The following is a 17167-nucleotide window of genomic DNA, read 5'->3' as shown; positions in this document are numbered from 1 at the left end:
GAAACGGTTGAAAAATTAGCCCTGAATATCACAAAGAATGAGCGCTATCGAACTGATGAGGAAGTTGAAATAAGTCATAAAACTCGTTTAAGGCATATTATGACGATTCTTTCAGTTCTCCCTTTTGATGAACACGTGGAAAAAATCATTGGTAACGTCAAACAATATCCTTCGGTTCTGCTCCAAGGCATATCAGCTTCATTAGAAGTGGGAAGTAAATCTTTAACTGTTAGAGATCAGTCTCTCGAAAAATCTAGTAAGTCTTTTTTTATGAATTTAAAAAAAGAATTAAAAGGCGAAGATTTTAAAGGCTACTGGGAAATAATCCTTAACCTGCAACCACAGGTATCAGAAGATTGGCATATTGAGCGAGGGGCTCATGTTTGGAATACATCCATTGCGGGAGACGTCGTCGGAAGTTCTGTTAAGCAAAGACAAACAGCTTTACATCTTTTTGCAAAACAAGAATTCTCCGATTATGCTCAACAATTGGCGGAAAAGCTTCTTTCACAAGCGCCTTATTTATTAAATTTTATTGAAGGCATAAGGAAACATTCTCCATTGGCTGAAGCTGTCAATGCAAACAATGAAGAAATGGTAGCGTGGTTACTTTCAAAAAATCCAGATCTGAAATGTATAAATGATGAAAGAAAAAATGCGTTAAAAATAGCCATTGCTAATGGAAATACTAAGCTGATCGGAATGCTAATAAAAGCGGATCCATCAAGAGAAAGTTGGATTGATGCGGGTCTGATCAAATCTCTTGAAAGTAATGAGATGGCCGAAGACGTTATCAGAAGATTTAACTAAATGCATGAAGAAACCGATATATTTTGAAAGTTTATCGGTCTTCTATCTCAATATTAGCGAGACCCTGGGTCTCGCTATTTCTTTTTAATAAATCGCCAAATGAAAAAAAGGCGATTCAAACGTCAAATGTTCGATTAGCTCGATTTCAGCAAGTCCACGGCAGATGGAAATGGATCCAATGATCATTGCGCTTCCTCCCATCAACAAAGCATAATGTGCTTTTAATTTACTTAATAGGTGGTGGGCTTGCATGGCGAGGAGTAAGGAGGGGGAGGTTAGCAATGCAAAAGCAAAGCCATTCAGCATTCCGATCCATAAATCCCCTGATAAGGCGCACGCAGAAAATACGATCAATGTCTGGCCACATGGCAGTAACACAGTGAAAAAACCGAAAAAGAAAGAGGGCCATGCGCGGTCTTGGAGAATCAAAGTTGTGAGATGCGCATTAAATTTGGCAAGGCGCTTAGAAATCCATAACAATCCAGGATACTGCCAACCCATTAACGTATAGATCCCCATGAAGAAAATCGATCCTCCAAAAAGTAAACTAACACTTTCCATCACATGAAATTTTTTTAGAAGTAGGTGAAGAACTGTTCCCAGTCCTCCAGCAATCATTCCCACCAACATGTAAGAAAGCATTCTCCCAAAAAAATAAAAATAGCGGTAACGATGTTGACCAATCATCAATGTTAAAGGCCCGCACATTCCCATACAGTGAAGATTACCAAAAATATAAAGGGGCAGCATAGAAATGAGTAGAGACATAATGGATCACTTCGATTGAGGGCCGGAGGAAAAAGATTGATTGGCTTCGTAGCGCATTTGCTGAATTTTAGCCATGTCGAGACCTGTATTGCCCGATTTACGCGCATAGGCTTGATAGCCCACAATGCCAAACATAGACATAAAAACGGTAAGCGTTGTGTAGAGTCCCACTTTGTACCAATTAAATTTGAAAATAAACGCTAACATCCGTCTCTCTTGTTTTTTTATGGGAGCGTACAAATTTTTGCTTAAATAAGCAATTTTTTTTAAACGTTCTGTTCTGTTATAAAAAAAAAATGATTTGTTATACGTGAATTTTGGCAAACAGAGCAAAGGGACATCGAATGACGCAACCAGCACCCGATCTTGATTATCAAGCAGAAATGTTAGCTGCTAAAACAAAGCATTATTTGATTACAACCATGGGGCGTATCTCCACAGAAGCAAATAATGACGAGTTTTACCGGGCTTTTTCTTATGCTTTACGCGAAGAGATTATGATTAACTGGTTGGCTACCGCGCGCACTCAAAATTTAAGAAATGTGAGAAAGCTTTATTATATATCGCTTGAATATTTGCCAGGCCGAATTTTATCAAATGGAATCTGTAATCTATCTGCTCAGTCCATTGTTGAGCGCGTTTTGCAAAAAATGAACCGTAGCTATAAAGATATCATAGGAAGGGAATCAGATCCCGCTCTAGGAAATGGGGGGTTAGGAAGATTAGCATCTTGCTTTTTAGATTCTTTGGCGACACAAAATCTACCAGCTCAAGCGTATGGCTTGCGCTATCAATATGGAATTTTTGAGCAACAATTATGGGAAGGGGTTCAAGTTGAAGCTCCCGATTGCTGGCTTTTAAATGAAAATCCTTGGGAATTTAGACGCGACTTACGCAAAGTTGTGGTGAAATACTGTGGCGATACAGAATCCACAACAAATATTCATGGAGATGAAGTTCAAAAGTTAGCGAATTACGAAGAAGTGTTTGCACTTCCGTATGATATTCCGATTATCGGCTACAGCAAAACGCGTGATTTCTCTGTTGTTACATTGCGTTTATGGAGCACTAAAGAATCCCCCCGCAATTTCCAGCTACAACGTTACAATGCGGGAAGTGTTGGGCAAGCTGCTGAAAATACTACATTGACGGATGTGCTTTATCCGAACGACAACCATGAAACGGGAAAGAGGATTCGGCTTAAACAAGAGTTTTTGTTGGTTTCAGCTTCTTTACAAGACATTATCCGCCATTATCTAACTAATCATGACAACTTCCGTTCTTTTGCAGATAAAGTGCGCATTCAAATTAATGACACTCACCCCTCTCTGGTCATTGCCGAGCTTGTGCGGATCTTAACTTTCAAGCATGATATCCCATGGAAAATGGCTGTCGAAATGACACAAGCGTGTACGGGCTACACGAACCATACGATTTTAAGTGAAGCTTTGGAAGAGTGGGATCAGAGCCTATTCCAGTATTTGCTTCCTAGACAATATAAAATTGTGGAACGATTGAATTACGATTTTTGTAACGCTTTGCGATCCAAATTTCCCAATGATGAACACAAAGTTCAGCGGGTCTCGATCTTGGAAAACGGAAAGGTTCGTATGGCAAATCTTGCCATTATGGGATCTCATTCAGTCAATGGGGTCGCAGCTTTGCATACCGAAATTTTAAAGAATTCTGTTTTTAAAGATTTCTACGATTTTTTCCCCGAAAAATTTGTGAATGTGACAAATGGCGTGACTCAGCGAAGATGGCTTTTGGGATGTAATCCGGAGCTTGCCAAATTTATAACGAAGCGGATAGGGGATGGGTGGATCACTGATTTTACACAAATTGCTAAGCTTGCTGAGTTTGCTTCTGATGTGGATTCCCAAGAGGAATTCTTATCCATCAAAAAAAAGAATAAGCAAAAACTGATTGAATACATCAAACAAGAAAATCAGCTGCATACAGCCGATGGGGCAACAGTTTTAATGTCTCCCATTATTGATGCACATTCCCTTTTCGATATTCAAATCAAACGCATCCATGAATACAAACGTCAATTGATGAATGCTCTCCATTTAATCATGCTTTATCAAGAGATATTGGAAAACCCTCATCACAATCGAATTAAACGGACCGCAATATTTGCGGGAAAAGCAGCGGCTGGCTATGAGACAGCCAAGGATATTATTCGCTTAATCTTTTGTATCGCACGTCGCGTTAATAAAGATCCCGCCGTGCATAACTTATTAAAGATTGTATACGTCGAAAATTATAATGTTTCGAAAGCCGAGTTTTTAATTCCTGCTGCAGATATTTCCGAACAAATTTCGACAGCTGGAACTGAAGCTTCCGGGACTGGTAATATGAAGTTGGCGATTAACGGAGCTTTGACTGTTGGGACGGAGGATGGAGCGAATATTGAAATGCGTCAAGAAATTGGGGATCAATGGTGGCCTTTTTCTTTTGGATGTTCCGCTGAAGAAATTCAGAAAATGAAAAGTGAAAATTCTTATCACTCCCGAGATATATATGAAGCGAACCCCCAAATTCGGAAAGCGGTAGATGCTCTCAGGGATCGCTCATTTGCGCAAAACGACGACGAGCACCATGCTTTTAGTGACTTGTATCATAAGCTAATCGAAATGCATTACGGGGGCGCTCCAGATCGCTACTTTACACTAAAAGATCTGGAAAGTTACTATAATGTTCAAAAGAAAGTCGAAACATTGTTTATGGAACCTCTCAAGTGGGCTGAATATGCCTTGCATAATATTGCAGGGATGTCGAAATTCTCGATTGATTATTCGATTAAAAATTACTGTGAAAAAATTTGGGGGCTAGCACCCTGTCCATTAGATTCAGAAATTCTCGACCAGGTAAGAGACGAATTTAGTCAACAAGACCGGTGTCGGATATATTAAGAATGAGAGCCTAAGAACAAAAAGCCGAATGACAGACTGTCGTTCGGCTTTTGTCAATGGATTAAAAATTTGCTTGAGAAGGTTCAGAAGTTGTCTGCATTTCGATTGCGGAATTCGCATTTTCCAGTGCTGAACCAGAAGGTGTCGCCAGTTTAATTCCAGTAAATCCTTGGAAAGCCATCGCCATCAATCCTGATACAATAAACGTAATTCCCATTCCTCTTAAGCCAGGTACCACATCTGAAATAGCAAGCTTTTCACGAATAGCTGCGACAAGAGCAATCGCTAACCACCAGCCCATTCCGGAAGCAAAAACATACATAAGATTGGGAATAAACGGATAATTGCGTGTGACTGCAAACAAGCAAGCTCCTAAGATGGCACAGTTGACCGCAATTAATGGCAAATATAGGCCAAGGGAGCTATACAGCGCTGGAGAAACTTTTTCAATGATGATTTCAATCATTTGAGTAAACCCTGCAATTACCGAAATAAAAAGCAAAAATTCTAAAAAGTTTAAGTCAACTTTTGCAGCATCAATCCCGAAATAACTGAGCCATGAAAGGGCTCCAGGTGCCGTGATAAATTGGTGTACGCACCAATTTAAAATTCCCGCAACTGTTAAAACGAGAACGACAGCGACTCCCAATCCATTGGCTGTTTTGAGCTTTGTCGAGCAGGCTAAATATGTGCACATGCCCAAAAAGTTTGCTAGCAAAAAGTTTTCAATAAATACTGCTTGGATAAAGAGACCTAAAAGATTTAGCGAAGTGTAGTCACCCATTCACGAACCCCGTTATTTTTTATTATAGATGTTGAATAACCAAATCAAGCAGCCAATGATAAAAAAGGCCGCGGGAGGACTCACCATCAATGCGAAGTTTTCATAAGCATTAGGTTGTTCGGGTGAGGCATACCAGCTCAATGGAATGATCTGCTGATTTAGAAGTTGTCCAAATCCGAAGAGTTCTCGAATGGCTCCCACAATGCAAATAACGAACATGTAGCCTAGCCCAGCTCCAAGTCCATCCATGAAAGCAGGCAAAGGACTCACATTCTTCGCCATTCCTTCTGTTCGACCCATCACGATGCAATTTGTGATGATTAAGCCAACGAACACACTCAAGACTTTGGAGACACTGAAAAGATAGGCCCGCAAAAATTGGTCGATAATCGTCACAAAAACAGAGATGATCGCGAGTTGCGTAATCATCCTCACACTATCTGGTGTGATTTTGCGCAATGCAGAAACGATTAAAGAAGAAAAGGCCGTTACAAAGGAAACGGATAGTCCCATTGTGATGGCAACAGACAATCGGTTGGTGACTCCCAAAGCAGAACAGATCCCTAAGACAGCCACGAGAATTTGGTTGCTACTCCATAATTGGCTTGTCAAATAAGACATAGCTGGAGGGTTTTGTTGTGTCATACCACGTTCTCTTTTGTATATAGGTTAGGTTTTTTCTTCATTTTTATTTTCATCATGCACTGCAATCAAAAATGGGCGATAAGCATTTAGCACTTCCCGATAAGCATCTGTCACCCCATTTCCTGTCAGTGTGGCTCCTGCCATCCCATCTACAGCACTTTTAGCTTTAGGTGAGTCTCCTAAAACTTCGGAAACTTTTCCTTTAACAACATAAATTCCAATAGGTGCGCTTTTAAAGTTTGTTTGTCCATCTGGGCTTTCCTGAAAGATATGTTTTCCTGGAAACAGGTTTTGCCACGGAGCTTCCGCTATGTTGGCACCAAGTCCTGGAGTTTCTTTTTGATCGTACCAAGAAATTCCAATTACCGTATTCCCATTTGGTTTTAAGGCGATATATCCATAAATTGCATCCCAGAGTCCATACCCATTGACTGGGATTACGTAACCAATTGGTTTGGCATCTTTTTCATCTGCTTGGTTAGGAAGAATTTCGTAGAGCAAACGATAAGGCTGTTTATAATAGCCACTCTTTTTGTAATCCGCAATGTACTGTTCTTCATTGAGATTAGCCTCTTGAAATGTAAATCGTTTGCCTTTGTCATCCACCAAAAAGGGTTTGAGCCTTTTTTTGTAAATCTCAATCAGTTCCGCACTAGTTGGAATATCTTGCTGTGTACCCGGAACTAAAAGGCCTCCCTTATCAAATTTAGCGGGGATAGATTTGCCTTCTTTGTCTTGCATTAAAAAATAGCCGTCATGGCTTAAAATTTTGGCAGCAATCATCATTTGTTTGCTGCGATCGAGCTCTTGTGCAATTTCTTTTGGTCCAGCTAGAGCACTGGCTAGCACAGAAAGGATGAGTGCACAAATAAAACTCAAAATAACAATAAATGTAATGACTTGCGCATTACTAGGTCCTCTAGGTGCTGGATGGGACATGGCTCAGCCTCCTTTTTCTATAGAATCGTGCAGCATAATAATCAAATAGCGGAGCGAATACATTTCCCATTAATATTGCAAGCATCACGCCTTCTGGATAGGCTGGATTGACCACCCGAATGAGCATCGTGACAATCCCACAAAAGAGCCCATAAATCCATTTGGCCGAATCTAAGCTGGGTGAAGAGACGGGGTCGGTGGCCATGAAAACAATTCCGAAAGCCGCACCTCCTAATAGGAGGTGCTTGTAGGCTGGGAATCCAAAAGTCGCAGGAGCCCACGATCCTTGAGCCCCGGCAAAAAATGAGGAGCCAAATTCAAAAAATAGGGCCGTCAGGTACATTCCCAAGGCCATAGCAACCATGGTTCTCCAAGCTCCTACACCTGTATAAATTAAGAGAATTGCTCCTAAGATGCAAGCCAGAGTTGAGGTTTCTCCCATGCAGCCTAATTTATTGCCAAAGAAAAAGCCCCAGTCGTTGTTTGTTGAACCAATCCCATGATCAAGAGCGGAAAATTGGTAGGCATCTTCATAGTAACCGGGCGATAATCCTAGGCCACCCTCTGTTAAAGGGGATGTCACAAAGTTTTTCATTTGTTCTTGACTCAGCTCGCCTAGAGTCGCTTGATTTGCGCTATGGGCATTCCACTCTGCAAATTTTTCCTGAATCGTTGGGTAGGTGTTTACATTTTGCCCCAGATTATTTGTCGCAATCGCATCCACATGTATGCGTTTGATTTCAGGCGTGACATTAAATTTAGCAAGCGGTGTGGCTTGCGTGTATCCATCTAAGGTGCTAGCTTTAGAATCTTGATTCATTGCAATTAAGCTTTCACGCACCTTTGTCGCATCTGTTCCTACCCATACATTTCCAGACATTCTCCCCGGATAGGTAAAGAAGAGGAATGCGCGGCAAGCGAGCGCGGGATTCACAATATTCATCCCCGATCCACCAAAAACCTCTTTCGCAAAAATAATCCCAACGGATACTCCGACGGCAGTCATCCAATAAGGCAGCGTGGGAGGTAAAATTAAGGCATATAAGATCCCGGTGACTAAAAAACCTTCGGAAATTTCATGCTGACGGACGCAAGCAAAGATGCCTTCCCATAGTCCTCCAACTGCATAAGCAATCAAGGCTTGAGGAAGCAAAGCGTACAGCCCTTCTTTTAGAATTGTTAAATAGCGATTGTCTTTTAGGGCAAAATCGAAATATCCTTGAAAGCTTGTGCTGCTTGAAAGGAATTCATTCATTAATTGGTAGTTGCCACTGGAATATACAAAAGATTGTAAGCCTGTATTCCATATCGCCATGAGGATGCAGGGGATTAAGGCAAAAACGACGATCAACATCCATCTTTTGACATCAATGGCATCTCGAATGTGAGGACCTACTTTTGTGTTACAGGGAGCTTCATATAAAAATGTATCGCCCGCTGTAATAAGAGGACGTATAGGATGTAAAGGCTTCCCTTTTTCAGCAAGGGAAAGTTGGTAATCTAAAAACTTCCGTAGCATAAGTATGGTTTCCGACTTGAGCTTTTTTAACCGAATGCATCAACTGGTACCTCCTAGATATAAGGAGCAGATCAGGGTGCAAATTGGGTTTTATCTGCAAGGGTACTGAATTTTTTCCAAAAGTCAAATTAAAAAAAACAACTTAAAATGTTTTAGCCCTTCGGATGTTTCAGGTGGTTTTTTTTGGAACCGATCCATAAAATTCGATTAGGGCATGTCAAAGAAAAGAAAATGAAGGAATCATGGTAGTAAAAGTCGGCATACGTATTTTTTTGGGTATTTTTATCGCATGCAGCCTCCTCTTTTTTTTTCAAAAGCCGATTTTTGGAGCGCTAAGTGAGTGGTATTGTCAGAAGTACTGTGAATCCCGTTTGAATGGGTATTTTAAATATCGAGAAATGGCCTTTGACAATGGGTATTTTGTTTTTCATGATGTGAAAGTTGCCCATGCAGATTCGCAAAAAGAACGCTTTTCAGCTCGTCAATTAAAAATTCGGCCTATTTTTTCTTGGATGCCTCTTTATCTAGATCTTTCTGTGGTAGCTGAAGAACCACATTTTTACTTGTTGCAAAATGAAGAAGATTTGCTCTCTGGGATGTCTCAGGGCAAGCCCCATCCATTATTTAAAATTCAGGGGTCGGTCATTCTTAAAAACGGGCGAATTACCTATGCCTCGGGCTTAGAACAGGCTTTTTTCGATTTTGAAGGACAGCTGCAAGCCGATAAATCTTTGCAGATCCTTTTAAAGATGGGATTTTCATCAAATGATCGTGATGCAATCCAATTTAAAGGGGCCTCACGCTTAAAAGAAGGAGAACATCGTTATGCATGTGAATTCAACGCTGTCGACTGTGCGCAACTGGCGACCTTCTGGAAGCACCTTTCTCCTTCGACAGATACCTTGGCTATTTCTCAAGGTCAAATGAATGGAGAGATCGCTTTTAATCTAATGAAGGGAAAAGCCCCTTCACTTGAAGGAAATCTCAAGGCTCATCATATTGCTCTCGCTTTGCCTATGTTGGGGTTGAAAGGTGAAGTTGGCGAATTAAATATCCAATTAGATCGTCATGAATCTCCTGCAAAGAAATTTGCTCGCAATCCTTTTTGGAAAACTTTTTTTAATCTCATTGGAACTATTCAATTATCAAAAGATTCTTATTTGGCAAGTTTTGAGGGGGATAAGCTTTTGTGGGAAGTCAAGGATTTCCAAGGAGGACTTATCTTTCTTCCAGAGCAAGGATTGATTGTAAATGGGGATGGCATTTGTACTTATTGTGATAAAATTGTGCCTTTACATCTAGAGGGGAAGTCCACGATCACGGCAGAGCAAAGTGTTTTTGAGATGAGTTGCTTTGCTGACACATCTTTAAAGTCTCCTTCAAAAATTCAGTTCAGTATTCAAAATTTTCATCAACCCAGTGCAAAAGCATGGCTAGATATTCAAAACTTTGAGGTCAATCAGATTGGTATACTTAATCAATTTTTTCACAAAGTTTATCCTGTCGAATTGTTAGCAGGCTCTATCGATGCTTCTTTGTTTGCCCAATTGGATTCTTTTAAAATTAGCGAAATTAATTTAAGACATTTTTCAGCTCGAGATTTTAAATTCTATATTAAGCCTTGGAGAGCCACATTTGAATGTGATTTGATGAAAGGGGCATTGCTCTTGAATCCTAAAGAGTTTCCCGTGTTGGGACAATCCGAAGCGGAGTGCTCGATTTCAAATGGTGAGCTGCATATTGTTGGATTTGAAGAAAAAGATTGGCGCCTTCATGAGATCAATACGAGATTCAAAATTGAGCAGGGGACCTTGCAAAAGTTTCTTGCCGAAGGAAAGATTGCTGGCTTAGCCGGATTTGTAGAGGTGGATTGGTTATCTCCTGATGAAATGATGAAGTTACAATTTCATGGGAATGCCCAAGAAGTTGTCAGTCTATTCCCCGATTATCTCAAAGAAAAAATAAACGACACCTTTGTTTCGGATCAGCTTGTCATTTCTGCCGGGGTAAAAAGACAATCGCATGCGAGAAGACAGGTGGAAGGTTCGATTCATTTTTTTGAAAAATCGAAAGATGGAGCCGATACGATTTTATTTGGCTTTGCGGTGGAAAGTGAAAAAATCCCGCGTTCATTAAGTGAAGTACAAGATAAATACGAGGAATTTTTAAGAGCGAATTTTCCAGAAAATGAGTTGCAAAATCTTGTAGAAGTACATCTTTTAACTGAACAGAAAATTTGTGGTTTAGTATTGCGAGATGGGTGGTTTGAAGCAAAAGAGCTTAATTTATCTAAGTTTGTTTCACCCTTTGTTTTGGGGGCTTCCTCTTTAGAATTGCGGGGAACTGGGGACTTTTCTGGAATCTTTGACTCTCGCAATCTGATGATTTCTTACCAGGCCTGTGAGCTAGCATTAGAGTGCGAATCGTTCCTTATAGAGGTCAAAGAAACTGTCCGGGAAAAAGTGTCGATGGCCAGTTATCCCGCCATTCACTATTTTAATTTTGAGGATGGTTCACAATTTGGCTACTTACCGGTTCAACAAGGATCCTATTTTCAAAAGTATAACGAACTCCTTTTCGAAGAAATTAATGCCTCTATTTTTTTTGATCGCTCACAGATTCATATTCGTCATATCGAATCTTTTTCTGACGGCATTTTCTTTGGTGGGGCCATTGATATCGATTTTTCTGGTCGGCAAGCAGGCATCTATGATGTGGTGATTCATTCGGATATTATGAATGGGAAAATTTCTCAGATTCAAACATTCCTCTCAAGGTTTATGGCACCTTCTCCATTTTTGAAAATGCCTATGGAAGGGCTCGTTTCTTATCGGCAAAGAGGGGGGATGCTGAATCTAACGTTTTCTCCTGAAACATATACGGTTATAGCTAATGTGGAAGGCGCATTGACGGATGGCAAATTGCTTTGGGAAAATGACCAAATGCGCTTTCAAGATTTTTCCTTGCATTTTGATTATGATCATCAAGCCAAATCCATTATTTTTTCTGATTTGGAAGGGGTTTTTCTTGTGGGAGCAGCGCATCAATTAGAAGAGTATGATGTTATTGGAGATTATATCCGCTTACTTGATTATACCCAAAATCAAGCAGAATTTGATGTTTGGATTAGTGATAAAAGTCGGGATATATTACGCGTTGTGGGAAATTCATCGAATCGGATGAATCTGACGGGTGACAAAGTCATCCAGTTTACTTTTGATCATGAGTTGACTCATTTTGGTGATGTGCACCCCAATGCTTTTGATTTAACGTTAAAGGAAGATTGGCAAATTGATGATTTAAATTTCGAATTCGGGTTTAACATCAGTACTCTCGTACACGACTTTCAAAGATTAAATCAAACTGGTTTATTTTTTCCCTTAAAGAGTTCTGCTAAGCTACTCGACCAACTCAAGAAAACACAAGGCGAGTTTCAAGTTGCAATTCGTTACGATAAAATCGCGGAACAGTACAATTACCAAATGTTAGGAAGCCATTTGGTATGTGATGAAAATTATCATTTTGACTCCTGCCTCCTAACAGGTCGTAAAAAAGGGAGTGCGTGGGCTATTGATCAACTTCAATTCGATCAACTTTCGTTATCTGCAGATATTTTGCGAAAAGACTATGGTTGGAATGTTAACTTCTTAGGCATTCGTTTTGATAATGCTTTATTAGCAGGTTTAGAAGGGATTTATTATGACCAAAATAGTTCTTTTAAAGGGAAATTAAATCTTTTGGAGGTTGATCTTGGGAATCTTCCAAAATGGAAAATTTTTCAGAAGATGATCCATGAGAATCTTGTGGATGGGAAAATAAATGCAGCTGGAGAGGTTCGCATCCAACATTTGGAAGAATCCAAAGATTGGCGGGTTGAGTTATTACTTCAAACGGACTTTAAAAATTTTTCTGCGAAAGGAATAAACTTTGATCAGACAGAAAAAGTATTTTGCCATTTTGTCTCAGACCGGGGAATGACGCTTAGAAATTTCAAAACCGCTTTTTTACATGCCAAAGAGCGAAATCCTAAGGTGGCGATCGATATTGAAAAGATGGATTTTGATTTTAAGAATGGTGAAGCCGCTATTCGAGGTTGTGCGTTTTCTTTGCCTGCAAACAATCTAGAATGGGCAGTTGAAAACTTCCAACAGGCTTTTCCTGATTTTATCAGTCATACATATGGTGAGGAAATCAAAAAAATCAAGAGTTCTGGAGAGGTGCAGGGAAAACTAGATGTGGATTTTGCTTTGCCTCATATAGCGTTTCATTTGGAGATGCAGGACGGGACTTATCGGTTTTATGACAGCGAATATGTGTGTAAAAACCTGAGTTTTGAAAAAGATCCATTTGAGAGCAAAGTTATTTTTCAATCCCCTTATAACGATCATCTTTTTTGGGTTTTGGTCCGTTCTTCAGCACCAAAACATGATTCTGGGGAAATGTTGATTTCTGAGCATTATCCTGAGCATCATTTTGAGAAAAAAGTTGGCGTTCAATTGCTATGGAGAGACACTCTTTCTGAAGGGTTTATTATTGATCGTGTAGAAGGATCTCTTTTAGGAAGCTCTGTACATTTAGCAAGAGTTCCTTCGGCATCTACTGATAGAGTTTATGAAGGGACGACTCTGATCCAGATTGATCAAGCGTTGAGATATTTGCCTAAAAATCTGTTAGAAAAGGCTCAAAATTGTTCTTTAAATGGGACTTGCACCTTAAGTGGACAATGGATCTTACAAAAAGATTCTTTAGCCTCTGGAGAAAATCTTTACTTTGTAGGGCAGCTATACGGGGAAGATCTTGTTTTTAGAGAGTGTCTCTTCGATTCGTTAACTGCAGAAGTTGAATATCACCAAAATGAAATCGCATTCAACAATGTGCAGGTGAACGATCCTGCTGGGAAATTAGAAATTGCACAGATGTCTTTGAAAGCAGAGAATGAGGACGTGATTTTAAATATCCCTCAAGTCAATGTTTCCGATTTTCGGCCCAGCATTTTGCGCGATCCTAGTGGCATGATAACCACCCCAGCTACGCCGTTTGTGATTCGGCATTTGGAAATCCAAAATGTACACGGAAGCTTAATCAATTCGGATCAGATTACGGGGAAAGGCAAATTCACTTTTACAAATTCTAAAAAGAAAGTCTTGCCCAATACAATTTTTGCTATCCCTGGTGAAATTTTATCCCGTATTGGATTAGACGTCACGGTTCTGACTCCAGTAATGGGAAGCATTTATTACAAAATTAAAGATGGGAAAATCTATTTTACCCGTTTTAAAGATCTATACAGCAACGGGAGATTGTCGAAATTTTACTTACCGAACACATCCTATCAGTCATACATGGATTTTGATGGCAATCTGCACGTTCAAGTGCGCATGAAGCAATACAACCTGCTCTTTAAATTAGCGGAGTTACTCACAATAACGGTGCAAGGGACCGTGCAAAAACCCAAGTATTCTTTGCAAAAACAACCTCAATCTGAACATGAAGTGCGAAAATAGCTTAAGCTAAATTAAGCCCATAGTTTTTGATCTTTTTGGGCTTCGGCTTAATCCCAAAAATTTTATTAAAAATAAAGCGTATTCCACTTGGTTTGCCTGTTCTGCCCACGAAAAACCTTTTTGTATACCCGAGTACAAAGACTGGAGGAAATAGAAAAAAGCTAACGGTTTTTCTAATGAGCTCAACCTTTGCTCTCCAGGCTTGGCTGCTAAAATTTTCAACTTCAGTGGCCATTTCCGTGTAATAAGTTTCCGGAGATAAATAGTAGAAACGGCCATGCGGATGTAACTTCAGAGCAGGATGGTCAATATTTGCAGTCCCTAGAGTCGTGCACCTAACTTTATTAATTGCTTCTTTTGCCATATCGAATCCAAGAAATGCACCACCTGCCCCTGGAATAGAGTCTTCATAACTAAAAAAATAATTGACGGCAATGCGAGGGTTCGTGCTCAAGTAATTACCGGCTTCTGTTGCGTCTTTTACGCTAGTAGCTGGTGCATCAAACGAGATAATATGAATGTCTCTATTAGGCAATGCAGGCCTATCAGGCGACTTAGATCTTTTTTTAAGGCGATTGATCAAAAAAAGCTGTGCATGAGTTCCACCGAGGCTATGACCTAAAACTTTTAAAGGAATGTCGAGATTACTAAATAATACCTCGTTTTCTTCCTTAATCCCTTTCCATCTATAGGAAGGAAAATAGCCAGGTCCACCCATCCAGGAGTCGTCAAGGACTGTTTCAATGCATTTTTGTTGGGTAGGAATTGTTGTTGTACTGCGGTAAGCCAAAATCTCAGGAAGCTGGATTCCACCTTTGTGCAACTGGGATAAATGGAGGGCGACTTTAGAGCCTCCTGGCTCAATTCTTTTCTTAATGAGGTACCAGTTAGACCCATTATCATCTGAAATTTCGGAAGGGGAGGGGACTAACATTCCTTCGGAAACGGTTAATTTGGGAAGTGCCTTCGCATAGATTTCATCACTTGCTTTTGGGATATTTTCATTAAACACACGTTGAGAAAGCGTCATAATGGTTTGATAGAGCTGCAAACGCCCCCTATCTTCCACATCCTTAGGGTAGTGAAAATATAGTGAGGAGAGAGGCGGGTATCCTGTAATGATCCCTTCAATTCTTTTTCCTTGAAACATGAGCTCTAGTTCATCGGCATTCAGTAAGGTTGCTTTTGAAAATAATCCATGCAATTCATGGGGTAGTTCATCGTATGCTTTAGTTAGATGATCTTCACAAAGGGTTATAAGCATTTTTTTTAAGGCTTCATCTGAATCCGTTCCTAACAGCTCTGCCAATTTCCGTTTTTCGCGTAGTGGTAGAATTTCCGATGGGGCACGATACAAGCAAACTTGTTTCACTCTGTCCCAAGTGAGATAAAGATCTTCTGCATAAGAATCTGCAATGCCGAGCGAGATCTTATTAATCATGCCAGCTGTTAAAGGCTTTCCTTTTGCGTGAAGGTTCCGCATGTTTATATGATATCTTTGCAAGGTACGATCTACTCGTTCTTTTCCCCATTCTTCAACAAAAGATGTATAGCACTTCGAGATCGCGTTTCTATTTTCGTTTTTTATTTTCTTTCTGAAAGCGCGAAAACAGGATTTTTGGGTTTTGTAAGCTGTGGAAGTCTCATCAAAAATAATACGATCGGATTCCTTTTTTGCCAAACAAGCGACTTGGCGGGGGCCATCTAAATGAGATGCGATACATTTACGATAAATTTTCCGAACTCTCCCGGCAGTTAGTTTAGTCCCTTTGTCATATTTAGCTTGAAGTTTTTCAAGAAGCTTTGGTTGGGCATCGAGATGAGCTGTGTTTTGGATTAGTTTCATAAAATGAGAGAGCGTTTCTTCATTTTGCTGATGAATTTTTCTCCGTTTAGTGCCTAAAGTCCAAAAGGAGCTGGGGGAAATTTCAACAGAGTAATAAGGCTTGTCCTTGATTTCCTTTGTGCTGATTTTGAGAGGTGTTGATTTTGCACAGCCATCAAATGCTTCAAAAATTTGACCAAAACTTAATTGCATAAAAAAAACTCAATAGAAATTAAAAATAATAAAAACTATAGTTTATAACCTGTTTGTTAAGATAATATTAAGATTAAAGTAAAGTAATATAATAAAGTAGCAAAGAAAGTTTTTCTACGTGAAAAATTTAGGCCATTTTCCAACTCTTGAGTTGTTTTAAGGGATAAAGTATAGTGAAAGGATTACAATGATATGTTTTGAATTTTGAGAGGAAGCAGGACTGTTATATTCTTTATCCTCAAATAGATAAATCAAACATGACAAATAAAGATCGATACATTCGTTTTCAACAGGTAGTGAATCTAATGAAAAAAAATTTACGTCTAGGCAGTGCAGCGCTTTTTGTACTCTTATGTTTTGGTATAGCTAGAGGATATTACAATTTAACGGATGATTTCCGGATAGGCAATTATATGCATGAAGTTCCTTATCATGCAGCTTGGGAAAATCAGCCCTTATCTCATGAAGAGCAAGCTAATTTAGACAAAATTTTGGATCAAAAATTTGAATACCTTGGAAAAGGAGCTCAATCATTTGCCTTCATCAGTGAAGACGGTAAATATATTTTGAAATTATTTAAATTTAAACATTTGAAACCTTCATGGCTCGTAGAATGGCTTCCTCCAGTAGGGATTTTAAATGAGATTCGTGAGAATGAGCGTATTAAAAAACTTGAAAAATTAGAAAGTGTATTTAATGGATATAATCTGGCGTATGACTGCCATAGAAAAGAGAGCGGCTTGCTTTATGTTCACTTGAACCGGGAGACCTGTCCAGGAAAAATTGTACATATTACGGACAAATTGGGATTGCCGCATCAGCTTAACTTAAGTGAAATCATCTATGTGGTCCAAGAGAAAGCTGTTACCACACGTCAGGAAATGACCACTTTGCTTTCCAAAGGATTTGTGTTAACTGCGATTGATCGAGTAAATCAAATCTTTGATCTTTATTTGCAAGAGTACGCCAAGGGGATTTATGATCGAGATCATGGCGTGATGCATAACACGGGTTTTGTGCATGGGGAAACCGTTTATCCGATTCATTTGGATATTGGAAAGCTATCACCTTCAGACAACATGAAAAATCTTGAAGTTTATCGTAGTGATCTTATGAAAATTGTGGCTAAGTTTGATTTATGGTTCAAAGAAAATTATCCCCAATATTATCCAGAGCTTGTGCAAGCCATGGAAAATCGGCTCTCCACTATTTTTGGCGAAGAGTTTTCTCTCCAATCCTAGC

The 17167-nt window shown here is 39.6% G+C and carries 11 protein-coding genes; 4 read left to right on the top strand and 7 right to left on the bottom strand.

Going from position 1 to position 17167, the window contains the following annotated elements:
- Positions 1-810 (top strand): ankyrin repeat domain-containing protein (locus AB7E63_RS08035; RefSeq protein WP_428419150.1); only part of this gene is annotated, 810 nt, incomplete at its 5' end.
- Positions 811-894: 84 nt separating this feature from the next.
- On the opposite strand, the gene AB7E63_RS08030 is transcribed toward AB7E63_RS08035, so the two are convergent.
- Positions 895-1578: a sulfite exporter TauE/SafE family protein gene (locus AB7E63_RS08030; protein ID WP_013925457.1), complete on the bottom strand. Its 684-nt coding sequence runs from the start codon at positions 1576-1578 to the stop codon at positions 895-897.
- A 6-nt stretch (positions 1579-1584) separates the two neighbouring features.
- Positions 1585-1785: a hypothetical protein gene (locus tag AB7E63_RS08025; protein WP_013925456.1), complete on the bottom strand. Its 201-nt coding sequence runs from the start codon at positions 1783-1785 to the stop codon at positions 1585-1587.
- A 137-nt stretch (positions 1786-1922) separates the two neighbouring features.
- Between AB7E63_RS08025 and AB7E63_RS08020 the strand changes: the two genes are divergently transcribed.
- A complete protein-coding gene (locus tag AB7E63_RS08020; RefSeq protein WP_006342181.1) occupies positions 1923-4496 on the top strand; it encodes a glycogen/starch/alpha-glucan phosphorylase in 2574 nt (857 codons plus the stop codon).
- A 61-nt stretch (positions 4497-4557) separates the two neighbouring features.
- On the opposite strand, the gene nqrE is transcribed toward AB7E63_RS08020, so the two are convergent.
- From nqrE to AB7E63_RS08000, 4 genes are read right to left on the bottom strand one after another with little or no spacing between them, the layout of a single operon-like run.
- The gene (gene nqrE, locus AB7E63_RS08015; RefSeq protein WP_428419147.1) at positions 4558-5280 is read right to left on the bottom strand and encodes an NADH:ubiquinone reductase (Na(+)-transporting) subunit E; all 723 of its coding nucleotides are present in this window, start codon (positions 5278-5280) and stop codon (positions 4558-4560) included.
- 12 nt (positions 5281-5292) lie between these two features.
- Complete coding sequence (gene nqrD, locus AB7E63_RS08010) at positions 5293-5925, bottom strand: NADH:ubiquinone reductase (Na(+)-transporting) subunit D (RefSeq protein WP_006342179.1); 633 nt, start codon at positions 5923-5925, stop codon at positions 5293-5295.
- Positions 5926-5949: 24 nt separating this feature from the next.
- The gene (gene nqrC, locus AB7E63_RS08005; protein WP_006342178.1) at positions 5950-6864 is read right to left on the bottom strand and encodes an NADH:ubiquinone reductase (Na(+)-transporting) subunit C; all 915 of its coding nucleotides are present in this window, start codon (positions 6862-6864) and stop codon (positions 5950-5952) included.
- Positions 6845-8383 (bottom strand): Na(+)-transporting NADH-quinone reductase subunit B, encoded by a 1539-nt coding sequence (locus AB7E63_RS08000; RefSeq protein WP_006342177.1) that lies wholly within the window; start codon positions 8381-8383, stop codon positions 6845-6847. Before AB7E63_RS08000 ends, nqrC begins: the two co-directional genes overlap by 20 nt.
- Positions 8384-8625: 242 nt before the next feature.
- Between AB7E63_RS08000 and AB7E63_RS07995 the strand changes: the two genes are divergently transcribed.
- Positions 8626-13887, top strand: a complete 5262-nt coding sequence (locus AB7E63_RS07995) for a hypothetical protein (protein ID WP_006342176.1) — start codon at positions 8626-8628, stop codon at positions 13885-13887.
- A 1-nt stretch (position 13888) separates the two neighbouring features.
- Here AB7E63_RS07995 and AB7E63_RS07990 read toward each other — a convergent pair whose 3' ends face one another.
- A complete protein-coding gene (locus AB7E63_RS07990) occupies positions 13889-15925 on the bottom strand; it encodes a hypothetical protein (protein ID WP_284452871.1) in 2037 nt (678 codons plus the stop codon).
- Between the two features lie 257 nt (positions 15926-16182).
- Here AB7E63_RS07990 and AB7E63_RS07985 point away from each other — a divergent pair, with 257 nt between their 5' ends.
- Complete coding sequence (locus AB7E63_RS07985) at positions 16183-17166, top strand: hypothetical protein (RefSeq protein ID WP_284452872.1); 984 nt, start codon at positions 16183-16185, stop codon at positions 17164-17166.
- The last annotated feature ends 1 nt before the right edge of the window (position 17167 follow it).

Origin of the sequence: Parachlamydia sp. (assembly GCF_050255895.1) — a bacterium.
GTDB lineage: Bacteria > Chlamydiota > Chlamydiia > Chlamydiales > Parachlamydiaceae > Parachlamydia > Parachlamydia acanthamoebae.
This window is presented reverse-complemented; position numbering and strand designations above follow the sequence as displayed.